This window comes from Mesorhizobium sp. M0898 (assembly GCF_040319695.1).
In the GTDB taxonomy this organism is placed as follows: domain Bacteria; phylum Pseudomonadota; class Alphaproteobacteria; order Rhizobiales; family Rhizobiaceae; genus Mesorhizobium.
On record NZ_JAMYOE010000024.1, the window covers coordinates 74,835 to 99,145 of the forward strand.

At 61.9% G+C, this 24,311-nt stretch carries 26 protein-coding genes; 6 read left to right on the forward strand and 20 right to left on the reverse strand.

The genetic code is table 11. The annotated features are described in order from the left end of the window. Nucleotides 1-64 precede the first annotated feature (64 nt). The 13 genes from NKH90_RS22445 to rpoZ form a co-directional block, all read right to left on the reverse strand. Nucleotides 65-202: a hotdog fold domain-containing protein gene (locus NKH90_RS22445; RefSeq protein WP_352490907.1), complete on the reverse strand. Its 138-nt coding sequence runs from the start codon at nucleotides 200-202 to the stop codon at nucleotides 65-67. Nucleotides 203-353: 151 nt separating this feature from the next. Further along, nucleotides 354-1,142: a DNA repair protein RecO gene (gene recO / locus NKH90_RS22450; RefSeq protein ID WP_352471051.1), complete on the reverse strand. Its 789-nt coding sequence runs from the start codon at nucleotides 1,140-1,142 to the stop codon at nucleotides 354-356. 116 nt (nucleotides 1,143-1,258) lie between these two features. Continuing rightward, a complete protein-coding gene (locus tag NKH90_RS22455; protein ID WP_352820941.1) occupies nucleotides 1,259-2,347 on the reverse strand; it encodes a porin in 1,089 nt (362 codons plus the stop codon). A gap of 361 nt (nucleotides 2,348-2,708) precedes the next feature. Further along, the gene (locus tag NKH90_RS22460) at nucleotides 2,709-3,413 is read right to left on the reverse strand and encodes an antitoxin Xre/MbcA/ParS-like domain-containing protein (RefSeq protein ID WP_352820943.1); all 705 of its coding nucleotides are present in this window, start codon (nucleotides 3,411-3,413) and stop codon (nucleotides 2,709-2,711) included. Between the two features lie 367 nt (nucleotides 3,414-3,780). After that, nucleotides 3,781-4,707 (reverse strand): GTPase Era, encoded by a 927-nt coding sequence (gene era, locus NKH90_RS22465; RefSeq protein WP_352530336.1) that lies wholly within the window; start codon nucleotides 4,705-4,707, stop codon nucleotides 3,781-3,783. Continuing rightward, entirely contained in the window at nucleotides 4,704-5,429 is a 726-nt protein-coding gene (gene rnc, locus NKH90_RS22470; protein ID WP_352501816.1) for a ribonuclease III, read from the reverse strand. The genes era and rnc overlap by 4 nt, the downstream gene beginning before the upstream one ends. A gap of 4 nt (nucleotides 5,430-5,433) precedes the next feature. Then, nucleotides 5,434-6,183 carry a signal peptidase I gene (gene lepB, locus NKH90_RS22475; protein WP_352471047.1) on the reverse strand — a complete coding sequence of 250 codons (750 nt, stop codon included), beginning with the start codon at nucleotides 6,181-6,183 and terminating at the stop codon, nucleotides 5,434-5,436. 77 nt (nucleotides 6,184-6,260) lie between these two features. Continuing rightward, nucleotides 6,261-6,674, reverse strand: coding sequence for a holo-ACP synthase (gene acpS / locus NKH90_RS22480; protein ID WP_352467214.1), 414 nt, complete (start codon nucleotides 6,672-6,674; stop codon nucleotides 6,261-6,263). Then, a complete protein-coding gene (locus NKH90_RS22485) occupies nucleotides 6,671-7,252 on the reverse strand; it encodes a DUF2062 domain-containing protein (protein WP_023677769.1) in 582 nt (193 codons plus the stop codon). The genes acpS and NKH90_RS22485 overlap by 4 nt, the downstream gene beginning before the upstream one ends. Nucleotides 7,253-7,481: 229 nt before the next feature. Next, complete coding sequence (locus NKH90_RS22490) at nucleotides 7,482-7,892, reverse strand: VOC family protein (protein ID WP_352820945.1); 411 nt, start codon at nucleotides 7,890-7,892, stop codon at nucleotides 7,482-7,484. A gap of 42 nt (nucleotides 7,893-7,934) precedes the next feature. After that, complete coding sequence (gene pyrE / locus NKH90_RS22495; protein WP_352471045.1) at nucleotides 7,935-8,513, reverse strand: orotate phosphoribosyltransferase; 579 nt, start codon at nucleotides 8,511-8,513, stop codon at nucleotides 7,935-7,937. A 63-nt stretch (nucleotides 8,514-8,576) separates the two neighbouring features. After that, a complete protein-coding gene (locus tag NKH90_RS22500) occupies nucleotides 8,577-10,805 on the reverse strand; it encodes a RelA/SpoT family protein (RefSeq protein ID WP_352501814.1) in 2,229 nt (742 codons plus the stop codon). A 111-nt stretch (nucleotides 10,806-10,916) separates the two neighbouring features. Continuing rightward, nucleotides 10,917-11,318 carry a DNA-directed RNA polymerase subunit omega gene (gene rpoZ, locus NKH90_RS22505; RefSeq protein WP_023677773.1) on the reverse strand — a complete coding sequence of 134 codons (402 nt, stop codon included), beginning with the start codon at nucleotides 11,316-11,318 and terminating at the stop codon, nucleotides 10,917-10,919. 278 nt (nucleotides 11,319-11,596) lie between these two features. Here rpoZ and NKH90_RS22510 point away from each other — a divergent pair, with 278 nt between their 5' ends. Further along, nucleotides 11,597-12,178, forward strand: a complete 582-nt coding sequence (locus NKH90_RS22510; protein WP_023677774.1) for a LabA-like NYN domain-containing protein — start codon at nucleotides 11,597-11,599, stop codon at nucleotides 12,176-12,178. Next, the gene (locus tag NKH90_RS22515) at nucleotides 12,175-12,852 is read left to right on the forward strand and encodes a uracil-DNA glycosylase (RefSeq protein ID WP_245274739.1); all 678 of its coding nucleotides are present in this window, start codon (nucleotides 12,175-12,177) and stop codon (nucleotides 12,850-12,852) included. The genes NKH90_RS22510 and NKH90_RS22515 overlap by 4 nt, the downstream gene beginning before the upstream one ends. 30 nt (nucleotides 12,853-12,882) lie before the next feature. Here NKH90_RS22515 and NKH90_RS22520 read toward each other — a convergent pair whose 3' ends face one another. The 4 genes from NKH90_RS22520 to dapA all read right to left on the reverse strand — a co-directional run bounded on the left by NKH90_RS22520 (nucleotide 12,883) and on the right by dapA (nucleotide 15,733). After that, entirely contained in the window at nucleotides 12,883-13,404 is a 522-nt protein-coding gene (locus NKH90_RS22520; protein WP_352471043.1) for a hypothetical protein, read from the reverse strand. Between the two features lie 107 nt (nucleotides 13,405-13,511). Beyond that, nucleotides 13,512-14,240 carry a GH25 family lysozyme gene (locus NKH90_RS22525; protein ID WP_352820948.1) on the reverse strand — a complete coding sequence of 243 codons (729 nt, stop codon included), beginning with the start codon at nucleotides 14,238-14,240 and terminating at the stop codon, nucleotides 13,512-13,514. A 106-nt stretch (nucleotides 14,241-14,346) separates the two neighbouring features. Next, complete coding sequence (gene smpB / locus NKH90_RS22530; protein ID WP_023768487.1) at nucleotides 14,347-14,826, reverse strand: SsrA-binding protein SmpB; 480 nt, start codon at nucleotides 14,824-14,826, stop codon at nucleotides 14,347-14,349. Nucleotides 14,827-14,851: 25 nt separating this feature from the next. Continuing rightward, on the reverse strand, nucleotides 14,852-15,733 hold the full coding sequence (gene dapA, locus NKH90_RS22535; protein WP_352540767.1) for a 4-hydroxy-tetrahydrodipicolinate synthase: 882 nt from the start codon (nucleotides 15,731-15,733) through the stop codon (nucleotides 14,852-14,854). A gap of 326 nt (nucleotides 15,734-16,059) precedes the next feature. On the opposite strand from dapA, the gene NKH90_RS22540 reads away from it, so the two are divergent. From NKH90_RS22540 to NKH90_RS22550, 3 genes are all read left to right on the forward strand, one after another. Then, nucleotides 16,060-18,099, forward strand: a complete 2,040-nt coding sequence (locus tag NKH90_RS22540; protein ID WP_352820967.1) for a lytic transglycosylase domain-containing protein — start codon at nucleotides 16,060-16,062, stop codon at nucleotides 18,097-18,099. A 226-nt stretch (nucleotides 18,100-18,325) separates the two neighbouring features. After that, nucleotides 18,326-19,276, forward strand: a complete 951-nt coding sequence (locus NKH90_RS22545; RefSeq protein WP_352771006.1) for an alpha/beta fold hydrolase — start codon at nucleotides 18,326-18,328, stop codon at nucleotides 19,274-19,276. A gap of 248 nt (nucleotides 19,277-19,524) precedes the next feature. Then, nucleotides 19,525-20,454, forward strand: a complete 930-nt coding sequence (locus NKH90_RS22550) for an IS110 family RNA-guided transposase (RefSeq protein WP_352820950.1) — start codon at nucleotides 19,525-19,527, stop codon at nucleotides 20,452-20,454. A gap of 185 nt (nucleotides 20,455-20,639) precedes the next feature. Here NKH90_RS22550 and NKH90_RS22555 read toward each other — a convergent pair whose 3' ends face one another. The 3 genes from NKH90_RS22555 to NKH90_RS22565 form a co-directional block, all read right to left on the reverse strand. Then, nucleotides 20,640-21,698: a tyrosine-type recombinase/integrase gene (locus NKH90_RS22555; protein ID WP_352775891.1), complete on the reverse strand. Its 1,059-nt coding sequence runs from the start codon at nucleotides 21,696-21,698 to the stop codon at nucleotides 20,640-20,642. 238 nt (nucleotides 21,699-21,936) lie between these two features. Further along, the gene (locus tag NKH90_RS22560; RefSeq protein ID WP_352820952.1) at nucleotides 21,937-23,109 is read right to left on the reverse strand and encodes a porin; all 1,173 of its coding nucleotides are present in this window, start codon (nucleotides 23,107-23,109) and stop codon (nucleotides 21,937-21,939) included. Nucleotides 23,110-23,244: 135 nt separating this feature from the next. Then, nucleotides 23,245-23,487, reverse strand: coding sequence for a GIY-YIG nuclease family protein (locus tag NKH90_RS22565; RefSeq protein WP_352770761.1), 243 nt, complete (start codon nucleotides 23,485-23,487; stop codon nucleotides 23,245-23,247). Between the two features lie 256 nt (nucleotides 23,488-23,743). On the opposite strand from NKH90_RS22565, the gene NKH90_RS22570 reads away from it, so the two are divergent. Further along, nucleotides 23,744-24,311 (forward strand): helix-turn-helix domain-containing protein (locus NKH90_RS22570; protein WP_352820955.1); only part of this gene is annotated, 568 nt, incomplete at its 3' end.

Here is a 24,311-nt window from a genome sequence, read left to right on the forward strand (position 1 = left end):
CCAGTTGTCACTGACATTCAATGTTCAGTGACATTCAAATGCGGCGGCCAAACGGCCGGTCCATTCAACGTGCCGCCAGATTGGCCGGAAAGATCGAGCATGTTTCGGTGCCGAAAGCCAGCAGCTTGCCGTTGGCGTCGTTCAGCGCCGCTTCCGAAACCGTCAGCGTGCGGCCCTTGTGCACTACTTTGCCCTTGTGCACTACTTTGCCCTCGCACACCACCTCGCCCGTCCTGGGCGTGATCGGCCGCGTCAAATTCGCTTTGAACTCGGCCGTCGCATGGCCTCGCCCACCTGCGAAATGGTGCCAAGGCCGAGCGGCGAAACGTTTTCGGGATCAGGTTCAACTTCGCTCATCTGGTGGTTTCCCCGGTGGCGGTTTCCCCGGCGCTTGCCTTGCCGGATTCATGGCCGGGTGAATGATGCCTGCGCAAAGCGGCGAGAAACCCGGCGCGGGCGCCGGGAGGCTCGATGCCGCGCGGTTCGTAGACATGGCGGGTCAAAAAGAAGCCGGTCAGCTGGAAGGCGTCCTCGATCGCCGCCGGATCGGCGCGCAGCCCGGAGCCGCGCTGCAGGAAGGCAGGCAGCGCCAGCATCTTGTCGCGCCACGGCGCGCCCGCCGCCCGCGACACGGCGCGGCCGGATTTCGGCGAGACATAGGCAAGGTCCTGCCTGGTGCCGGTCGCCGCACACTGGCTGAGATCGAGGCCGAAACCGAGTTCGTCGAGTACCAGCAGCTCGAAGCGGGCCACCAACTCGCCGGCGGCATCGGCATCGTCGAGATGAGCGATCATCACCGCAAGCGTCTCGTAAAGGCCGCCATGGGCGTCACGCTCGGGCAAAAGACGCAAATGCGCGGCCATCGTCTGCAAGCCGTAGACGGCAACGGCGCTGTCCATCAGCCGGGCGGCGTTCATCTCGATAGCCTCGACCTGGAAGGTGCCGAGATGCTCGTCGAGCCGCGCCCGCCACAACAGGTCGACGCGATTGCCGGGCTGCAAGACCGGCTGCTGCTTGCGCGAACGGCCGCCGCGCACGAGGCCGAGATGGCGGCCATGCGCGCGCGTCATTACCTCGAGAATGGCGCTGGTTTCGCCATGCTTGCGGGTGCCGAGAATGATTCCCTCGTCGTGCCATTCCATGACGAGAGCTTGTCACCGGTTGAATGGCGAAATCAAGATGAGCGACTATCCGCCGCCAAACCAAAACGGCCCGTAGCGATACGCTACGGGCCGTTTTTTGCGAGATCGTCGTTTGATCAGAACGAGCGCTGGAAGCGGAAGATGCCGCCGATTGCGTCGGCATCGTCGGCATCGAAATTGTCGTAATAATCGACTTCGGCGGTGATCGTGTAACCAGGAACGATGGTGTAGGCGACGTTGGCTGCAACGGCGAAGTCTTGGTCGTCGGTATAGGAGACCTGGGCGTTCAAAGAGGTCTTCTTGTTGACGGCATAGCTGCCGCCGCCCCAGACGGCAAAGTTGCCAGTCCACCGCTTGTAGAAGTTCTTCGCGACGTTGTCGTCGCTGCCGTAGCCCGCCATCACGAACAGGGTCAGGTCAGTAATCGGCTTGACGTCGAGGCGAGCTTTGCCGGCCCATTCTTCCGACGTGCTGTTATAGGCGCCGACCGCGGTGATCGCACCCCAGTCACCCTTGTATTTCACGCCGCCGACGACAAACGGAACGTAGCTGTCGATCGACTGGTCAGCGCCGGAGCCCGTTTCGACCGAGGCGACTGCCGTAAAGCCATTACCGCCGTCGAAATAGTAACTGATCAGGTTGGTGTCCTTGGTGCCGTAAGGAATGACAGTGTCCTGGACGACGTTGCCGGCGTAGCCGATGAACGAATCATAGACAGTCTCATCCTTACCGACGCGGAAACCTCCAAGCTGAATCCAGGCGAAGTTCAGGGTAACCGCCTTGTTGTCCTGCACGCTGAAATCAACACCGCTCACGGTGCGTTTGGTATTGCCGAAGTTGAAACGCGTCTCGGTATAGGTCTTCAACGTGCCGAGCTCGGTTTCCTGGCCGGTCCACGTCTTCAAATTGAAGCGGGCATTCTTGTTCCAGGTCTGCTGCTCGTCACCGTCCATAAGGTCGTGTGTCGTCGCGCCATCGAAAACGCGGCCGGCGTCGCCGAAGCTGGCGTCATAGCGGACATAGCCGCCGATGCGCAGGCAGGTCTCGGTGCCGGGAATGTAGAAGTAGCCGGCGCCGTAGACGTCGCAAATCTTGACGTATTCGGCGGGTTCCGGCTCGGCGACGACAACAGCGTCGGCGGCGCGCGCACCGGAGACCGCGACGAATGCCGCGGCTGAGCCGAGAAGAAGGCTCTTGATATTCATTTTCTGACCTCTCCAGTCAAAGTTAAAAATGGCTTTTGGATTCATGGGTTGAACGGCTGAACGCCTCACCCACGTGGAAAAAGGCGCGCACCGCACCCCCTCTTCAGGCGGCGAACATACTCATCCGCATTCCAGTCTCAATGACGATTCCAAAAATAATCAATGTTTGCATAACAGAATAAATCCATGTTGCACAAATATCACTTCATATGTTCTTCACATTTGTCCCCGGCACAAACGAGACACTGTCACAATTGTACAAAAATATACTTATGCAATTAGCCGGCAAACCGATCGGAATCCGACATACATTCCTTGTGCGTGTTTTTTTTAGAATAGACTTCTAACGCTGGCAGCGAGATCAAGTCGACTTCGCCATCGCTGCGTTCTGTGCGGCAAGAACGACTTCCGCCACCAGATCCCGTTTGAGCATTTCAATGGGAATACGTCCGGCGAGGCCGGGCGCGGGGCCGATCAGCCACGACCAGGCATGCCGTGGATCGGGCATCGCGGATAGCACTTCCTTGATACCCGGCGCCGGCCTGCCGTCGATGAACTGGGCCAGGGGAAATACATGTTTGCGGCCACCGGTGCGCAACGCAACGACCGTGCCGCTGCGCTGCCAGCGATGCAGAGTCGAGCGCGATATGCCGAGATTGTGCTGCAGGAACGTCGGCCCGGCGACCCGACCGGCCCAGTCCTCGACCCGCATCGAGTCGAGGTCGCCCGTTCCGGCCAGGCGTTGGATGTCTGCCCCTTGGCCGTCGTGCGCCGTCGACAGAGGCCTCCTGGCACGGCGTTCCGCAGCTTCGGCTGCCAATATCCGCACGAAACGCGACGCCATGCCGGGTAATCTTTCCTGCATGGTGTCGATCGCACTGATGTCGGTCGGCGCAAGCAAAGCGACGGCGGCGGCAACGGCGCCGGCGACCCTGCCCGCTGCAACGACCGCATCGCTGTTCGTCACGTTGCCTTGCCGCGCCAGCACGCGCTCGATCTCAACAGCGACGGCGTCTGCAAACTCGGTCTGACGGATGCGGTCGATGCGATTCCAAGTCCCGGTCATGTCCTGATCTGGCTGTTTGCCCGCCGGTTCCGGTTTGCTCGGAAGCGGGTCTTTCGCACAGCCTATAGGCAGAGTGTGTGACGGAGAGACGACGAACGGGAACCACGCACGATCGCAGTGTCGGCAGGTGCTCCAACCGGTCTAACTGGCCGGTTCTGCATGAAATATCGGAAATTTCTCAGAACCCGCTCAGGATTTCGGGCCGCGCCGGTGCCAATAAGAAACGGCTCGACCGACGTGGTCGACGCATGGCTTCCGGAATGATTCGGCGGCTGTTCAATACGCAAGTCGACCGATCGGGCACCCCGGCGACCTCTCAAAATCCTGAGGCGGCCAACAGGCCGCTCGGTGGATCGCCCAAACAGGCTCAGTGCGGAAATTCGAGCCCCATTTCGCGGTAGCGCTCAGGATCGTCGCCCCAGTTCTCGCGCACCTTGACGAACAGGAAGAGGTGCACCTTCTGCTCGAGTATGCCTGCGATTTCCATTCGCGCGGCCTGACCGATGGCGCGGATCGTCTCGCCCTTATGGCCGAGCACGATTTTCTTCTGGCTGTCGCGCTCGACATAGATGGTCTGGTCGATGCGCACCGAGCCGTCCTTCTTCTCTTCCCATTTCTCGGTCTCGACATGGGAGGAATAGGGCAGTTCCTGATGCAGCCTGAGATAGAGCTTTTCGCGGGTGATCTCGGCGGCGAGCTGGCGCATCGGCAGGTCGGAGATCTGGTCTTCCGGGTAGTACCAGGGTCCGGCCGGCAGGGTCTCGGCGAGATAGTCGAGCAGGTCCTTGCAGCCGGACCCAGTCAGCGCCGAAACCATGAAGGTGCGCTTGAACGGCACCCTTTCGTTGGCTGCAGCCGACAATGCCAGCAGCGTCTCGTGCTTGACCCGATCGACCTTGTTGAGGATCAACACCATCGGCTGCCGAACATCCTTCAGCCGCTCGAGGATGGCGTCGGCATCGCCCCGGATGCCGCGCTCGGCGTCGATCAAGAGCAGCACGATATCGGCGTCCTTGGCGCCGCCCCACGCGGTCGTCACCATCGCCGTGTCCAGCCGGCGCTTCGGCTTGAATATGCCCGGCGTGTCGACGAAGACGATCTGCGCGTTGTTGTGGGTGGCAATGCCGCGCACGATAGCGCGCGTGGTCTGCACCTTGTGCGTCACGATCGACACCTTGGCGCCGACCAATTGGTTGACCAGCGTCGATTTCCCCGCATTGGGCGCGCCGATCAGCGCGACGAAGCCGGAGCGGGTAGCGGGAGCTTCTGTTGCCGGAGCTTCGGTGGCGGTCATGCGGCACTCCCTTGATCGAGCCAGACGCCTTCCCGCTGCAGAAGTGCCGCGGCTGCAGCCTGCTCCGCCTCGCGCTTGGAGCGCCCGCTGCCGGTCGCCGGCGGATAGGCGCCAACCTTGACACTGACGGTGAACAGCGGATCGTGGTCCGGTCCCTCGCGGCTGTCGATTATGTAAACCGGCACTGCGCCTGCCGCCTGATGCGCCCATTCCTGGAGTTCGGTTTTCGCATCGCGACGGGCGGCGTCAATGGCTTGCGAGCGCGGCTGCCAGTATTTGTGGATGAAGGCACGGGCCGCTTCCAACCCTCCGTCGAGATAGAGCACGGCGATCAGCGATTCCAATGCATCGGCGCGCAGATTGACGCGCTTGCGCCCGTCGAGGCCGCGTACGTCCGAACCGGCGCGAATAAGTTCCGGCAGGCCGATCTCCTCGGCAATTTCCGCCAAGGCTTCAGCGTTGACCAGAGCGTTCAATCTCAGCGACAGCTCACCCTCGGCGGCGTCGGGAAATGCCGCCAGCAGCATATCGGCAACGACAAGGCCGAGAACGCGGTCGCCCAGGAATTCGAAACGTTCGTAGTCGATGCCGGCGTGACTGCCGCGAGCGCTGGCATGGGTCAGCGCCCGCTGCAGGCGCTGATGGTCGCCAAAACTGTGGCCGGTGCGCTCCCTGAGCGCCTCGGCGAGCGCATCGGCGGTCAGCCGTTTCGTCGCCGCCATGGCCCTAATTGACGAAATGGAACAGGCGCGAGGCGCGCATCAGCGACGGCCATTTCCAGATTTCGAGCGGGCTGGCGCTGCCGCCGATCGAGAAGAAAATGAGGTTGGCGCGGCCGACCAAATTCTCGTCCGGCACGAAGCCGACGGTGAAGCGGCTGTCCGACGAGTTGTCGCGATTGTCGCCCATCATGAAATAGTGACCGGGCGGCACCTTGAACTCCTTGGTATTGTCGCCGATCGAAGCCTGCGTCAGGTCGAGCGTGTCGTAGCTGACGCCGTTCGGCAGCGTCTCGCGATAGACATCGACCGGCCCGTTCTCCTCGGTGATGTCGCGGTTGTCGATCTGCCCGACCTTGACGCGCGGCACGCCCACGTCATTGATGAAGAGCTGGCCATCCTTGACCTGGATCTTGTCGCCCGGCAGGCCGACGACGCGCTTGATATAATCGACAGAAGGATCCGGCGGAAACTTGAACACCACCACGTCGCCGCGCTTCGGCTCTGAGCCCCAGATGCGGCCCGAAAAGATGTTCGGCCCGAACGGCAGTGAATAGCGGGAGAAGCCGTAGGACCACTTGGTGACGAAGAGATAGTCGCCTTCGAGCAAAGTCGGCCGCATCGACCCGGACGGGATCGAGAACGGCTGGAACAGGAGCGTGCGGATGACCAGCGCAAGCAGCAGGGCCTGGACTATGACGCTGACGGTTTCGCCAAGTCCGCCGGATTTCTTCTGGGTTTTTTCAGCCACGCTCATGTCGTCCTCGATTGTGCGTTGGATGGTATAGAGTCTCGGCGCGCGCTGGGCAACGTCATGCCGGTGGTCAGATGCAATCAATGTGGCGCTTCTTCGACCGGCAACGCTTCAATGATCACAAAGGCTTGAGCGAGCGGAAAATCATCGGTGATGGTGAGGTGGATCACCGCGCGGTGCCCTTCAGGCAGAATTTCGTCCAGCCGCGCTGCCGCCCCATTGGTCAGCGCCATGGTCGGCTTGCCGCTGGCCAGGTTGACGACCCCCATGTCGCGCCAGAACACACCCTGCGCCATACCGGTGCCCAATGCCTTGGCGCAAGCTTCCTTGGCAGCGAAACGCTTGGCGTAGGAGGCCGCACGCGCCGCGCGGTTTTCGGACCGCGCCTGTTCGATCTCGGTGTAGATGCGCTGGATGAAGCGTTGGCCATGGCGTTCCAGCGACTTCTCGATGCGTCTGATGTCGATGAGGTCGCTGCCAATACCGATAATCATTCGGCAGGAACTTCCGGCCCGGTTTTTCCAGCCTTTGCCGCTCTTTCGGCCAGCCGCTTGCGGCGCTGCTCGTGGAAAGTGACCATGCCCCAGCGGGTGATGCCGTAAAACAGCAGGCCGAAAACCAGGCCGAGCGGTATTGCGCCGATCGTCATCGGCTTCAGCACCGGTCCCCACAATTGCGCAAAGGAAAGATTATGCAGCATGTCGCCGAGATGCGCGGGCGGGCCATGCGCCGGCAGGTGTTCATGCAGGATCAGCTTGCCGACCTCCCAGGAGGCGGCCCATAGCAGTGGAAAGGTCAGGGGGTTGCCGAAGACCGTGCCGAGTGCTGCCGCGACCAGATTGCCGGCGATCAGCCAGCACAGGATGGCAGCAATGATGAAGTGAAAGCCAAGCGGGAAAAACGACGCGAATACGCCCGCCGCAACACCGGCGGCCACGGCATGCGGCGTGGCCCTAAGCCGCAGGATGCGTTTGGAGAAATACCGCAGCGAGCGCGAGAACGAGCGGCGCGGCCACAAATAAGTACGCACCCGCTCGAAAAAACCATCAGGCTTGCGCCGTCGAAAAAGCACTCTGTTCCTGTTCCTAGTTCCGTCGATGGCTTCACGCCGGCCTTCCAGCCAGGCGCGACAGCCTATGCTGCGCTCTGCGGTCGCCGAAAAGCAACTACGACGTTGATATAGCGATGCGCTGGCCGAAGAACAACGAGGCCGAGGGCATCCGCTCGGTGGCCGGTCGCGCCAGCCTTGGGTATCGCCGTTCTGAACAGGGCATGATCGCGGCGAATTTAAGGAGCGTCACTTAGGATCGATATTCGCTGACCTCGACGAGGTTGCCGTCCGGATCGCGGAAATAGACCGACATCATCGCGCCCCGAGCGCCGACACGCTCGACCGGGCCGATCTCTATCACCACACCATTGGCGGCGAGGTTGGCACATATCTCGGCGAGCGGCCGGGCAGCAATCAAGCAGAAATCTCCGGAGCCCGGCGTCGGCGCCTTGGCCTTCGGCTCGAAGGTACGCCCGACCTGATGCACATTGATCTTCTGCATTCCAAACAGCAGCGCCGTTGGTCGATCCGGCTCGTCGAGGCGCTCGAAGCCAAGCACGCGCTGATAGAAGGCGCAGGTATCGTCCACCGAACGAACTGTCAGCACGAAATGATCGATGCCAGCAACCACGGCAGCGTCTCTTGACTTGTTTTTATGCATGTCGTTGTCCCAAAACCGCCGCACACTTTTGGGCGACATGCATTAGATATTGCGGCTGCCCGGCTTGATCGCCGGTATGGCGGCGAGCTCGGGCGGCAGCCTGTCGGCCGGATAGGCCGGAACTTCATATTCGGCGAGCGCGATCAGCGGCACGCCGACATCGGTCTTGCCGGCCGAGCGGTCGATGATGCACGCAGCGGCAACGACATCGGCGCCAAGTGCGCGCAGACAGTCGATGGTCTCGCGGATCGACAGGCCGGTGGTGACGATGTCCTCGACAATGACGACGCGCGATCCCTTGGCGATCTCGAAGCGGCGCAGCCTGAATTCACCCCCTTCCCGCTCGACCCAGATCGCCGGCGCACCAAGATGGCGCGAGGTCTCATAGGCCGGGATCAGCCCGCCGATCGCCGGGCCGACGACGTAGTCGATCCTGCCGGGCACGTCAGTGCGGATCTTTTCGGCGAGCGCCTTGCACAAGCGCTCGGTCTTGTCGGCATGCATGAAAACACGCGCTTTCTGCAGAAAGACCGGGCTGCGCAGGCCCGACGTCAGGATGAAATGCCCTTCGAGCACGGCGCCGGCCTCGCGAAAAATACCCAGCACTTCATCGGTGTTCATCGTTCACTCCATGTCCATGGTGAATGGTGAATGGTAGTGAGAGCACCCTCTTCTATTCACTATTCACCCATTCACGCGCCTTGCGTCACTGACGCTCGAATTGTCCTTTAGCTGCGACAGCAGCCGGTTCAAGTGCTTGAGGTCCCACACTTCGAGATCGATGAGCATTTCGGTGAAATCGGGCGCGGTGCGCACCATCGACAAAGTGTGGATATTGGCGTCGTTGGATGCGACGACCTGTGCAATATCAGCCAGCGAACCCGGCGCGTTGATGGCGGTGACCGAGACGCGCGCCGGGAACCGCTCCTTGGTGCGCTCGTCAATGTCCCAGCGCACGTCGATCCAGCGCTCGGGCTGGTCGTCAAAGGCCTGCAGCGCCGGCGACTGGATCGGATAGATGGTGATACCGGTTCCTGGCTGCACGATGCCGACGATGCGATCGCCAGGCACCGCCCCTTCCGGCGCGAAGCGCACCGGCAGATCGCCGCGCACACCGCGGATCGGCACCGCGTCGTCGCGCGGCTGGTTCTTGTCCTTGCGTGCGGCGCGGCCCGGAATCTGGAACAGCATGCCGGCGGCGTTGCGGATCTTCGACCAGCCCTCCTCGCGCTGCTTGGGCGCGACCAGCGTGACACGCTCGTCCTTGTAGTCGGGAAACACCGCCTTCATGACATCGGTGGAGGCAACTTCGCCTCGGCCGACCGCGGCCAGCACATCCTCGATGTCCTTGCGCGCCAGCCGGTGCAGCACCGGCTTCAGGCTTTCCTTGGTGAAGGTCTTGCCGGACCGTTCGAAGGCGCGCTCCAGAATGCGGATACCGAGACCCGAATATTGCTTGCGAATGGCGTTCTTGGTGGCGCGGCGGATGGCCGAGCGTGCCTTGCCGGTGACGACGACCGATTCCCACGCCGCCGGCGGGACCTGCGCCTTCGAGCGGATGATCTCGACCTCGTCGCCGTTCTTCAGCTCCGTCATCAGCGGCATGATGCGGCCATTGACCTTGGCGCCGACGCAAGTGTCGCCGACGTCGGTGTGGACGGCATAGGCAAAGTCGATCGGCGTGGCGCCGCGCGGCAGCGCGATCAGCATGCCCTTCGGCGTGAAGCAGAATACCTGGTCCTGAAACAGTTCCAGCTTGGTGTTTTCGAGGAAGTCCTCGGGATTGTCGCCTTCGGCAAGCTGCTCGATGGTGCGCCGCAGCCAGGCATAGGCATTGGTTTCCTTCGAGATCGCATGGGCGGCACCATTCATCTTGCCACCGGTATCCTTATAGATCGAATGAGCGGCGACGCCGTATTCGGCGATCTTGTTCATTTGATAGGTGCGGATCTGCAATTCGACGCGCTGGCGCGACGGGCCGACGATGGTGGTGTGGATCGAGCGGTAGTCGTTCTGCTTCGGCGTGGAGATGTAGTCCTTGAAGCGGCCGGGCACCATCGACCAGGTGGTGTGGATGGCGCCGAGCGCCCGGTAGCAGTCCTCGACGGTATCGACGACGACGCGAAAGCCGAAGATGTCGGACAGCTGCTCGAAGGACAACGCCTTGGCTTCCATCTTGCGGAACACCGACCACGGCTTCTTCTGCCGGCTCTTGACCTCGGCCTTGATCGAATATTTGTCGAACAGCGCGGAGAGCGCCTTCTCGATCTCCGACAGCACGCCCTTGTTGCGCTCGAAGATTTCGGCCAGCCGTGCGGTGACGGCGCGGTAGGCTTCCGGATTGATGAAGCGGAAGGCAATCTCCTCCAGCTCCTCGCGCATGCCTTGCATGCCCATGCGGCCGGCCAGCGGCGCGTAGATGTCCATCGTCTCTTCGGCGATGCGCAGGCGCTTGGCTTCCGGCACATGGTCGAGCGTGCGCATATTGTGCAGGCGGTCGGCGAGCTTGACCAGAAGCACGCGCACGTCTTCCGAGATCGCCAGCAACAGCTTGCGCAGGTTCTCCGCCTGCTCGGCCTTCTTCGAGACGAGGTCGAGCTTCTTCAGCTTGGTCAGGCCCTCGACCAGCTTGCCCATTTCCGGGCCGAACAATTCGTCGATCTCGGCCCTGGTCGCCGTGGTGTCCTCGATCGTGTCGTGCAGCAAGGCAACGGCGATCGTCGCCTCGTCCATGTGCATTTCGGTGAGGATGGCGGCGACTTCGAGCGGATGCGAGAAATACGGGTCGCCGGAGGCGCGTTTCTGGTGGCCATGCTTCTGCATGGCGTAAACATAGGCCTTGTTGAGCAGCGCCTCGTTGACGTCAGGCTTGTAGCGCTGCACGCGCTCGACAAGCTCATACTGACGCATCATGGGCGGGATCTCGCAATGCTGAAATGAATCATGCGCCGCACTGGCGTACGGCGCATGTCATAGATAGCCACGAAACTGCCGACGCGAAAGTGTCGGCAGTTGTCGCTAAGATCAATAATCGTCGCTTTTTTCCGGCGGCACCAGGCCTTCGATGCCGGCCAACAGGTCTTCTTCGGTCATGCGATCGAAGGTGACGTTGTCCTCGGCGTCGTCGGCATCGGTGGCCGCAACGGCGCTGCCGGTCTGGTCGGCAATCGCCTCGCCATCGGCTTCCGGCTCGTCGACCTCGACATGCTTCTGCAGCGAATGGATGAGATCTTCCTTGAGGTCGTCCGGCGACAGCGTCTCTTCGGCGATTTCGCGGAGCGCAACGACCGGATTCTTGTCGTTGTCGCGCGGTACGGTGATCTGCGCGCCCTGGCTGATCTGACGGGCGCGGTGGCCGGCCAGGAGCACCAGCTCGAAGCGGTTGTCGACCTTGTCGATGCAATCTTCAACGGTTACGCGGGCCATGAGTTGCCCCTTTCATGCCTGGATTTGATGGAAAACAGGCGCGGTCCATAACCCGAACGCCGCCAAAATACAAGCTTTTATGGCGGTGCGCAGCTCTGACGCGGGCCGCCTGCGGCGACACAGCGCCGATCACAATTGCTTGCGGTGCGGCATGGTGCCTTGGATTGCCGTAAAACTGGCGTTATCTCGAACGATGAAGGCCAACAGGTCTATTATCAGACCGGCCGATAGTCGCCACGCATTTAGACGACCGCTTATTTCGAAAAAGGACATTTTCCATGTTCGATCCTCGTGAAAAAATCGCTCTCTTTATCGACGGTGCCAATCTCTACGCCACCTCGCGCGCGCTGGGCTTTGACATCGATTACCGCAAACTTCTGGCGAGCTTCCAGAAACGCGGCTATCTGCTGCGCGCTTATTACTACACCGCGCTGGTCGAGGATCAGGAATACTCCTCGATACGGCCGCTGATCGACTGGCTCGACTATAACGGCTTCAAGGTGGTGACCAAACCGGCCAAGGAATTCACCGACTCGACCGGCCGGCGCAAGATCAAGGGCAATATGGATATCGAGCTGACCGTCGATGCGCTCGAACTTGCCGATGTCGTCGACCATTATGTCATCTTTTCGGGCGACGGCGATTTCCGCACGCTGGTCGAGGCGCTGCAGCGGCGCGGGCGCAAGGTGTCGATCGTCTCGACCATGGCTTCGCAGCCGCCGATGATCTCCGACGATCTGCGCCGCCAGGCCGACCATTTCATCGACTTGATGACGCTCAAGAATGAAGTCGGCCGCGACCCGTCGGAGCGGCCGGTGCGCCGGCCCGAACCGGCCGAAGTCGACGAGGAAGACTATTGACGGTCGTTGCCTTGACCGCTCCCCTGGTCGTCTCCCCCGAACCCGATCGCGATTGCCCGCTCTGCCCGCGGTTGCACGACTTCATCGCCGAGTGGCGGCGGCGCGAGCCGTCCTGGTTCAACGCGCCGGTGCCGACCTTTTTGCCGCCGGAAGGCGAGGACGCAGTGCGTCTGCTGATCGTCGGGCTGGCGCCTGGACTGCGCGGGGCGAACCGGACGGGGCGCCCCTTCACCGGCGATTTTGCCGGCGACCTGCTCTACAACACGCTGATCGCGCACGGCTTTGCGCGCGGCGAATTCAAAGCGCGACCGGATGACGGGCTGGAGCTTGTCGGTACGGCGATTACCAATGCGGTGCGCTGCGTGCCGCCGGACAACAAGCCGGTTGGCGCCGAGATAGCGACCTGCCGGACGTTCCTGGTGCCGACGATCGCGCGATTTCCAAATCTGCGCGCTGTGCTGGCGCTTGGCTCGATCGCGCACCAGTCGACCGTGCGGGCGCTCGGCCAACGCGTTGCCGCCTATCCGTTCCGGCATGGTGGGCAGCAGCAGGCCAATGGCATCACGCTGTTTTCCAGCTATCATTGCTCGCGCTACAACACCAATACCGGCGTGTTGACGGAAGCGATGTTCGTCAACGTCTTCAGTCAGATAGAAGCTTTTCTGAAGACATAGAGTCGGACGACGCCCGCCAGGGCACGAGCCCTAGATTCGGGCGATCGCGAACAACCAGGCCAGGAGATCCAGCAACCACAGAAACAGTGCAAGCTGCAGCGCGACGCGCAGGCGTTGGATGATCCGCCAATTGCTGGCCATGTCGGATTTGATGCGCAGCGCAAGCGCTCGGTGCATCCCGTCCAGGGTTGCGGGAGGGTGCTGATCAACGAAGTCCTGGAGCAGCTTCTCTGGATCGAAACGGAACGTATAGTTATAATACGGCCACACCATAATCGCGACCAGCAGCCCGATAAGAAAAAGCAATATCAGCGCCAGCCAGTCCCAGGGCCCCACGCCATCCAGGAGCGCCCTGCCTCCGAGGAGAGAACTCGCGAACGCGGTTGCGAAGATCAGATTGCCGGCGCGCGTATTGAGACTTTCAACCACGCCCTGCTGGTGCTGGAGGCCACGCACCGCCTCCGCATAGACAAATGCCAGGCGGGGGTCGCCGCCGTCCGTCGCAGCAGGCGGGGCGTTGCTGTCATTGGTTGATGAAGGGCGCTCCGGCATCAAATGTACTTAGCACGGCGCCGCCTGCGATATGAATAGCCAGATGGGGAACGCCTCGTCGCTCTGTCCTCGTGCCATCGAGCGTGTTTTGGTGGACAGGAATAGCATCAATCCGACGCTGTCGCTTCAGGCGCTGCGGCAAACAATGCGGCCAGCGTCGCAGGTCCGCCCTGGAGAACATTCAGGTCGACGTCGCCGCTGATGCCGTCGACGCGGCCCCGGTTGTGATACTGCCAGTAGATCCAGTTGTCATGGCCCGGCCGCAGCGCCAGCGAACGCAGCCAGCGCGGGCGGCTGGCTAGCTGCCCGGCATAGGCTTGCGCCGCCTCGTCGGTCACATAGAGGATCGCCGTCTTGCCGAACGCCGCCTCGACCGGGCCGAGGAAGGCGGAGAGTTCGGCGCTCAGCTGTTCGGGAGTTGGCCGCTGCGGGCAATTGCCGCCGAACTCGATGTCTACCACCGGCGGCAGCAAAGGCTGATCGTGCGGCACCACCGAGATGAAGTTGCGTGCCTGATCCGCACCCGGTCTGCAGAAGGTGAAGAAATGATAGGCACCGACGGCAAGACCGGCGGCGCGGGCCGCGCGCAAATTGGCGGCGAAGGCATCGTCGGCATGATCGCCGCCTTCCGTCGCCTTGATCACGGCGAAGGCGACATCGTCGGCGGCAACACGGCGCCAGTCGATCTGCCGCTGATGATGGGAGACGTCGATGCCCCTGACCGGATATTTGCGGCGGTCCGGAGAAAACGTCTGGAAGTAGGTATAGCCGCCGGCCAAAACGAGGCCCGCCACGAGCAGACCGGCCGCGCCCCACAAGACGATCCGGTTTTTCAAACGAGACCTATCCCTTTTGGTCCGCCCTGCCCGCCGCTATGGCTCCGGGCGTTCGTCGCTCGAAAAGCCAAATCGCTGGCTTTTCCTCCGCTTCGCGGACCGCTCCTCACCCTCGCTCCTTCAGCAGCCGGCCCTTCTCGCGCGACCAGTCGCGCTGCTTTTCGGTCTCGCGCTTGTCGTGCAGCTTCTTGCCGCGGCCAACGGCGAGCAGCAGCTTGGCACGGCCTTGGTCGTTGAAGTAGATCTTCAGCGGCACCAGCGTCATGCCTTCGCGGTCGACGCTTTGCGCCAGCTTGGCCATCTCGCGCTTGTTGAGCAGCAGTTTGCGGCGGCGGCGCGGCTCATGGTTGAAGCGGTTGGCCTGCAGATACTCCGGCAAATAGGAGTTGATCAGCCAGATCTCGCCGCCCTCGACCGAGGCGTAGCTGTCCTGGATATTGGCCTGGCCCTGGCGCAGCGATTTCACTTCCGTACCGGTCAGCACCAGGCCGGCCTCGATCGTGTCGAGCACCTCATAGGAAAACCGCGCCTTGCGGTTTTCCGCAACGGTCTTGTTGTTGGGATCGGCTTTTCTGACTTGATTCATGATGCGGAGAGGTGGCGCCTCATCCCTAGTTTATCAAGCCGGCGTGCTTCATCGCCGCATCGATCTTCTCGGCGGTCGACGGCTCGACCGTCATTAGCGGCGAGCGCAGCACGTTCTCGACCTTGCCCAGCTTCGACAGCGCATATTTCGCGCCGGAAACGCCGGGCTCCATGAAAATCGCCTTGTGCAGCGGCAACAGACGGTCCTGCAGGTCGAGCGCCTTGGCGCTGTCGCCGGAAAGCGTTGCCTCCTGGAATTCAGCGCAAAGCCTGGGCGCGACATTTGCCGTCACCGAGATGCAACCGACGCCGCCATGCGCGTTGAAGCCGAGCGCCGAGGCGTCTTCGCCGGAGAGCTGGATGAAATCCTTGCCACAGGTGGCGCGCTGCTCCGAAACCCGCTCGACCTTTCCGGTGGCATCCTTGACGCCGACGATGTTCTTGAAGTCATGCACCAACTGGCCCATCGTCTCGGGGCTCATGTCGACCACCGAGCGCGGCGGAATGTTGTAGATGATGATCGGCAGACTGGTTGCCTTGGCGACGGCGGCGAAATGCGCATAGAGGCCGCGCTGTGTCGGTCTGTTGTAATAGGGCGTGACGACAAGAGCCGCGTCGGCGCCCGCCTTCTCGGCATACTGGACCAGGCCGACCGCCTCTTCGGTGTTGTTGGAGCCGGCGCCGGCGACGACCGGAACCCGGCCCTTGGCGACCTCGATGCAAACCTTGACGACTTGGCGGTGCTCGTCATGCGACAGCGTCGGCGACTCGCCGGTGGTGCCGACCGGGACCACGCCCGTCGTGCCTTCGGCGATCTGCCAGGTGATGAACGCGCGAAAGGCTTTCTCGTCGAAACGGCCGCTCTTTTCGAACGGTGTGACGAGCGCGGTCAGCGAGCCTCTTAGCATGTCGTCCAACTCCTTGGGACTAGCGCATGACCCCGAAAATCGCAGTCGATTTCGGAAAGGTTATGCGCCAAATTTAAATTGCTACAACGTCCTTTGCGCGTCTGAGAAGACCCGCGGCGCTGTAGGTGTTTGTCGTGCGCGCCTTCTAGCCGAAAGCGAAGCGGCGCACCATAGTCTCGACATTGTTGCGCGGCAAGCATTGCGCCAGCAATTGCAATTCGAACGACCTCGATAAGGTTTTCTTTACGGGCCCTTCATCACAGACGAATAGGCTGCAGTTCATCTGTGCCAGTGGTAGCATCGAAGAATAGGAAATGACCAAATCCATGCCGACCAGGCGGCCTCATCTTTTCGCGCTTCTCGGCGCGATCGTTGTGCTGGTCCCCGGCGCGGCGATCGGCGGCAGCGTCGATGGGCAGGTCACGTCGGCGATCCCGATGACGGAGCCGCAGAACGATGCACTGCAGCAGTCCCCTTCGCCATCCGCCAGCGTCGCGGCGCTGAAGAGCGGTCTCGATGCGCTTGCGGCAAACGACATTCAGCGCGCGCGCCAGGTGCGCGAAGCGCTGCCGGCCAAATCGCTCGATCGGCACATCCTTGCCTGGGCGATTGCGCTCTATGGCGGCGACCAGGTGCCGAGCGGCGACATCGCCGATGCCGCGAAGATGCTGCCGAACTGGCCGGGCACGATCGCCTTGCGCAAGAACAGCGAGCGCGCGCTCTATCGCGAGAACCCCGCGCCACAGGTCGTGGTGCGGGCGTTCGACGGCAGCCAGCCGCTGACCTTCGAGGGCGTGGTGATCCTTGCGCGCTCCTATGTAGCGCTAGGCAATACCAAGGCGGCGCACTCGGTGCTGTCGCCATTCTGGCGCACCGAAAAGCTCGAAGCCGGGGACGAGGCGGCGGTCATCCGCGAGTTCGGCGCGCTGATCCCGGCCGCCGACCATCGCTTCCGCATGGAGCGCATGTTTTATGCCGATCGGGTCGCTTCGGCGCTGCGCGTCGCCGGTCTCGCCGGCGCCCAGCAATTGGCCGATGCCTGGGCGGCAGTCACCAAAGGCGACAAGAACGCGGCCAAGCTGCTGAAGGCGGTGCCGGCAGCGCAGCGGGCGGCCGGCTATCTGTTTGCCGAAGCCGAATATCTGCGCAAGCAACAGAAATTTTCCGATGCCGCCGCGCTGGTGCTGAAGGCGCTGGGCGACCGCGACGCTCTGGTCGATCCGGACGCCTGGTGGGTCGAACGCCGGGTGCTGTCGCGCGAGCTGGTCGACCAGGGCGACATGAAGACCGCCTACAGAATAGTCGCCGCGCATGCCGCCGAAAGTCCCGCCAATGCTGCCGAGGCGGAATTCCATGCGGGCTGGTACGCGCTGCGCGGCCTCAACGACCCGAGCACCGCCGCCAAGCATTTTGCGCAAATCGCGGAGCTCGCCCAAGGGCCGATGTCGCTGTCGCGCGCCTATTACTGGCTCGGCCGTGCCGCCGAAGTCGGCGGGCCCGGCAGTGCCAAGGATTATTTCAGCCGCGCCGCCAGCTACGGCACGACCTTTTACGGCCAGCTCGCCGGCGAGCGCGTCGGCCGGCAGATCCTCAACATCGTCTACCCGCAGCCAAGTGCCGCCGACCGCCGGAATTTTGCCACCCGCGAGGCGGTCAGCGCCATCAAGCGGCTGCAGGAAGCCGGCTATGACCGCTATGCCGAGACGCTCTACCGCGACCTTGCCGGGCAGCTGAACAGCCCCGGCGAACTTGCGCTGCTTGCGGCGCTGGCGGAAAGACAAGGCAACCATTTCATGGCGCTGAAGGTCGGCAAGATCGCCGGCGCACGTGGCATCGATGTCGGCGCGCTGTCGCATCCGCTCGGCGTCATTCCCGACACCGCCAACATTTCCGGCTCGGGCAAGGCGCTGGCCTATGCGATTGCCCGCCAGGAAAGCGAGTTCAACATCGGCGCCGTCTCCAGCGCCGGCGCACGCGGACTGCTGCAGCTGATGCCAGGCACGGCCAAGCAATTGGCGAAGAAGGCCGGCATGACTTTCTCGCAGGCGCGGCTGACCACTGATGCCGGCTACAATGCAACGCTCGGCGCCGCCTTTCTCGGCGAGCAGCTCGGCCGCTTCGACGGCTCCTACGTGCTGACCTTCGCCGGCTATAATGCCGGCCCCGCCCGCGCCGCCCAGTGGGTGACGAAATACGGCGACCCGCGCGGCAAGGACGTCGACGCAGTCGTCGACTGGATCGAGCGGATTCCCTATACGGAAACAAGAAGTTACGTTCAGCGCGTGATGGAGAATTACGAGGTCTACAAGATGCGTATCTCCGGCAAGTACGATATTGTCGGAGATCTGGTGAACGGCCGGGGTTAGCCTTTCCTTCTCTCCTTGTGGGAGACGGTGGCCGAGCGAAGCTCGGTCGGATGAGGGGTGCTCCAGCTTGGTTCCGACAACGCTCCGTCCAACACCCCCAATCGTCTCGGCGCTAACGCGCCGATCCACCTTCTCCCACAAGCAGAGAAGGAGCCCCAATTTGACCGCCCCTGCCCTCGCCTGTAGCAGTCGCAACGATCTGACAGCAGCACGGAATCGAGTGTACATGCCAAACGACGAAGGCTTCTCCGATTTCTTCTACGCCGCGCCGGACGGGCTGTCCCTGCACGCCCGCATCTACGGCGAAGCGAATTCCGGCCGCTGGCCAGTCGTTTGCCTGCCCGGCCTGACCCGCAATTGCCGTGACTTTCACGAATTGGCGCTTTTCCTGTCGACGCGGGCGAAGCGCAACGTCGTCGCCTTCGACTATCGCGGGCGCGGGCAGTCTGCCTACGATGCCGATATCGGCCATTACAATATCGGCATCGAGGCGGGCGATATCCTTGCCGGGTTGGCGGCGCTGAGCATCGAGGAGGCAGCCTTCATTGGGACGTCGCGCGGCGGACTGATCATCCATGTGCTCGGGGCGATGCGGCCGCCCGTGCTGAAGGCCATCGTCTTCAACGACATCGGCCCGGTGATCGAGTCGCAAGGTCTCGCCCATATCCGCTTCTATCTCGATCCCGCGCCCAGGCCGAAGGCGTACGCAGAGGTGGTCCGCGGCCTGCGCAGTACCCATGGCGCGGATTTTGCGGCGCTGACCGATGCGGATTGGGAGCGGATGGCATCAGCCCTCTACCGCGAGACCGAGGAGGGATTTCTGCCCGATTTCGATCCGAACCTGGTCGAGACGCTGGCGGAGCTCGATCCCAGCCGGCCGCTGCCAGATCTGTGGCCACAGTTCGACGCGCTGGCGGCCATCCCGATGCTCGTCGTACGCGGCGCCAATTCGAAGCTGCTGTCCGCCGAAACGCTCGAGCAGATGCGGACGCGCCATACCGATATCGAGACGATCACCGCCGACGGCCAGGGGCATGCACCGTTTTTGGAGTCCGGGATCCTGCCGGGCAGGATCGCTGGTTTTCTTGACCGGGCCGAGCGGACGGGGCGGCTTGAAGTAAATCTCAGTAATTCACGCGCAGGTTTGCGTCGGTCAAAGCATTCCGACGGCCGTTGACAGTTCCGGAATTAGCGGTGAAATAATTTTATCAATGTCGGCGCTGCCCCTCATCCGCCTGCCGGCACCTTTGTAACTTGTTTCTTGCCGACTCTGCTATGAAGGCAGGTGCGGTGGCGGACGGGAGACCGGAGCATCTTTGGGTGATCGAGCCCGTGGGAGAGCAAGGGTCTTCGTCCGCCGTTCCATCGAACCCGAACAGTCGCCTGGGCCGCAAGCGAAGCCCGATTAGGCAAGGATGGGACAGGATGGAAATCATTGTTGGCATCGACGTTTCCAAGGATCGGCTCGACGTGCATGTTTTGCCGTCGGGCGAGGCGTTCTCGGTGGAGAATGACCACGCCGGGGTGGAGGATCTGGTTCGGCGGCTGGCAGCCCTTTCGCCGGCCGTTGTCGGATTGGAGTCGACAGGCAGCTTCGAGAGACTGGCGGTCGCCGCCTTGGCAGGCGCCGGCCTGGCGATTGTCGTGGTCAATCCGGCGCAGGTGCGCGCCTATGCCAATGCACTCGGCAAGCGGGCCAAGACCGACCCGATCGATGCCGCCGTCATCGCCGCTTTCATCGCTGCGACCAAGCCGCAATTGCGGCCATTGCGCGACGCCGAAACCGAGGCCCTGGCCGAGCTCGTCGCCCGCCGGCGTCAGATCGTGCAGATGATCGTGGCGGAGGAGAACCGTGCTCGCACGGTCATCGCGAAACAGGCGCAAAAGAGCATCCACCGGCTGCTCGTCGCGCTTCGGCGTGAGCTGGCAAGCCTCGATGCGGGCATGGACGATCATATCCGCAAGTCCCCAGTCTGGCGGGTCAACGAAAAGCTGCTTTCCTCCGTGCCGGGTGTCGGTCCTGTCGTTGCCCGCAGCCTGATCGCCGAAATGCCGGAACTGGGCAGCCTCGACCGCTGCCAGATCGCCGCGCTGGCCGGCCTTGCGCCATGGACGAGGCAGTCCGGCAAATGGCGTGGCAAGAGCTTCATTGGCGGTGGCAGGAGCCACGTGCGCGCCGCCCTCTTCATGGCCGCCCTCGTCGCCATCAGGCACAACCCCGTGCTCAAGGCTTTCCGCGACCGCCTGGTCGAGGCCGGCAAGCCGAAGATCGTCGCCGTCGTCGCCACAATGCGCAAGCTTCTCACCATTCTCAACGCTATCGTCCGGGATCAAAAACCGTGGCAAAAAACTTGACAGCCAAGACAGTCGCTCTCCCCGTATAGCGACGGGGAGAAGGGAGGTGTCTGCAACGCTGGGGATTAGCGAAATCTTTCGCAAGGGCGCCTTTCTCCCCGTCGCTATACGGGGAGAAATGCCCGGCAGGGCAATGAGGGGCAGCGCAACCCTGAGCGGCTGGCTGATATCTCACGTCAGATCCGTCAGGATTTGGCGCTTCTCTTCGCTGGCTTTGGAGCCTTGCTTGCGGCCGGCTCGCCTTTTGGCCCTCCCCTTGCCGGAGGTGGAGCAGACAAAGCGCTTGCGCCGCCACTGTCCGCGGCACTGCACCGCGGCGTCTCCAGCACAGTGACGCAGCCATCGAGGTCGTTGGTGGCCAGATGCGCGTAGCGCATGGTCATCGACAGCGTCTGGTGGCCGAGCCACATCTGCACACGCCTGATATCGATGCCGCCCTGGACGAGACGCGAGGCACAAGTATGGCGCAATATATGCGGCACGACCTGATCGTCGGCGCCAAGCCCGACTTCGGCCTTGGCATCGTTCCAGATGGCGCGAAACTGCGCCTGGCTGAGCTTGGTGAACGGGCCTTTGGGCCGGCGGCCCTCGATCGCCGGCAGCTTGATCACCTCTTTTACCCGCTCGGTCATCGGGATGGTACGGCTGCGGCCGGATTTGGTGATCCAGAAACTGACGCGGTGCTCCTGGATATCGTTCCAAATCAAGCCCAGCGCTTCGCCGAGGCGGCAACCGGTGTCGACGAGAAAGACGGAAAGCCGATAAGCGTCCTCGCTGCGGCTCTTGATGGCGGCGAACAGCCGGGCCTCCTCGTCCCTTTCGAGGAAACGAATCCGTCCCGCCCGCTCTTTCTGGCGGCGGAACTCGGGCAGGCTGTGGATATCTCCCATCTTGTGAGCCTTGCGCAGCAGTTTGCTGAGGGCAGCCATCTTCCGGTTGATGGTTGCGTTGCTGTTGCCGCGCTGGCGCAAGGTGCCGATAAGATTGTCGAGGGTGCTTTGGTCAAAGGCGCTGAAACGCTCCCCAAGGAGGATCTCGTCTATCTCGCCGATGAAAGAGCTGACATTGTATTTATGCCGCCCGTCATCCCAAAGTATGTCCCGGTATGCTGAAAAAAGTTCTCCGATCCTGTGCGACTTTACTTCTCGTATCTTGTTGTAACTGTATTTTATTTTTGCAGTTTGAGAAGAAAACATCGAAAAATGATCAGAGGTTCCTCCCTCTTGAATCGCATCGTTCGTCATTATTCGCCACACCCCCGAGTGGATAGGCCTAGACCTACCTGCTTGACGGTGCCCTTTCAAGAGTTTTAAGCGTTGCGGCCGATTTCATCCACCAGCGGCGGATCCCAACGACATCGTTCCACAACCCTGTTCAGCTACCGAACCCCCTTTTCCTTCTGTTTGCTACCAGTCGCGAAAACAAAAACAGCCCGGGCGTTAAAGCGCCCGGGCTGGATTTCACTTGCCTTAAGTCCAGCCCTTAGAACGAGCGCTGGAAGCGGAGGAAACCGCCGACGGCGTTTTTCTTGTCCGACGGGAGGTTAGTCCAATTGTATTCATAGCCACCGAAGTCACCGGTCGTCTTGTGACTATTATGAGCATAATCGACTTCGGCGGTGATCGTGAAGCCAGGAACGATGTCATAGGCGATGTTGGCCGCGACGCCAGCTTCCTTGGCTTCGTCATACGACGCCTGAAGGTTGAACGAGGTCTTCTCGTTGATGGTGTAGGTGCCACCACCCCAGACTGCCCAGTTGCCGCCCCACTGCTTGTAGTAATTGCGCGGAACGTTGTCGTCGGAGCCGTAGCCGGCCATCAGGAACAGCGTCAGGTTCTGCATCGGGGTTACGTCGAGGCGAACCTTGGCAGCCCATTCTTCCATGGTGCTGTCATAGGCAGCAACACCGCTGATGGAGCCCCAGCCCTGCGTGTACTTCAGGCCGCCGACGACATAGGGAACATAGCTGTCGATCGAGTCATTGCCGAAGTCGGCACCGGAGCCGCCGGCGTCAAGAAAGCCCGAACCGGTTTCCAATGAAGCCACCGCCGAGAAGCCGTTGCCGGCATCGAAGTAGTACTGGACGACATTGGTGTCGAAGCCGCCGTAGGGAACGATCGTATCCTGGATGACATTGCCGGCGTAGCCGGTGAACGTGTTGAAGGCTGTTTCGTCCTTACCGACGCGGAGACCACCGAGCTGGATCCAGGCGAAGTTCAGCGAAACGCCTCTGCTGCCAAAGTCAGAATAACCGGGACCGAATTCGGCCGGGGCATGACCTGTTCCCCAGTTGAAGCGGGTTTCGGTGTAGGTCTTCAAGGTGCCCATCTCGGTTTCCTGGCCGGTATAGGTCCTCAACGTGAAGCGCGCCTGCTTGTAATAGCCGTCATTGGTATCGCCGTCCAAATAGTCGGTGTACCTAGCGCCGTCAAATGAGCCCCGCTCACCGACAGAGATATCATAGCGGACATAGCCGCCGATGCGCAGGCAGATTTCGGTGCCGGGGATGTAGTAGTAGCCAGCGCCGTAGACGTCGCAGATCTTGACGTATTCAGCGGGTTCCGGCTCGGCGACGACGACGGCGTCGGCGGCGCGCGCACCGGAAACTGCGATCAGTGCCGCAGCGGAGCCGAGAAGCAGGCTCTTGATGTTCATTTTCTGACCTCCAGTCAGAATCGAACAAAAAGAGCGGAGTTGGCGCCGTGTGTTTCTGCAGTAAGTAGCTGAGATTGCGACATTATTTCGGACAATCGTTGATTTTTGCACGATCATGTGAGCAGCCGCAGATGTTCACCAGAGGCGCTTGCTGGCAAAAGCATGCCCGGAACCGGATTTGAGATAACGCTCGAATGAAGTCGCCTTGGCTTGGTTCGAGAAGGCGATACAGGTCACGATCCGCCACGGCCGGAATTTGGACGTATGGCTGGATTTTCCGGCGTTGTGCTCGGCGATCCGTCGCTTCAGGTCCGAGGTCACACCGATACAGCGCTCGCCTTCCGCAGTCTTGCTTTCCAGCAGGTACACATACCACACGAACCGGCCCTCCCTCGCCAAGGCATCGGAGTACATCCTCCTTCGCCAGGAAGGATATGCCAATCTGATTTTGCAACCGTTCCAAGAGGTTGCAGTCCTCCTTCGCTACGCCTTCGGAGGGCATCCTGCTTCGTGCGGAGAGGGTTTCGCTGGACTTGTCCTGCGAAGCGCGCTGCGCGATGCGCGGCCTGAGACATAGGTGACGTTTTGTACCGGACACATGGGTAACACTTTTGGCTTTTGGCCGGAGGTGTTGATGCCGTGGAGAGAGTGTTCGGTGATGGAGGAACGTCTACGTTTCGTTGCCCGCCTTCTCGAGGGAGAAGGCATGAGCGATGTGTGCCGGGATTTCGGGATTTCGCGCAAGACTGGCTACAAGATCTTCAACCGCTATAGGGAGGAAGGGCTGGAGGCGCTTTGCGACCGCTCGCGGCGGCCGGTGAGGTACGCCAACCAGTTGCCCGAGCAGATCGAGCGGCTGATCGTCGAGACCAAGCGTGAGAAGCCGCTTTGGGGCGCTCGCAAGATCAGGGAGTTGCTGGTCAGGAAGCTCGCCGGTGATGTGCGTATCCCGGCCAAAAGCACCGTGCATGCCGTGCTCGACCGTCACGGCCTTGTGAGCCAGGCCCGCAAGAGGAACCGGGCGAGCAAGGCCGTGGGCACGCCATTGTCGCAAGCCGCCGCCCCTAACGATCTGTGGTGCACCGACTTCAAGGGGGAGTTCAGGCTCGGCAACGGCAGCTACTGTTACCCCCTGACGGTCACCGACCAGATCTCGCGCTATGTGCTCGCCTGCGAAGCGCTTGAATCGACAAAGGAGACGC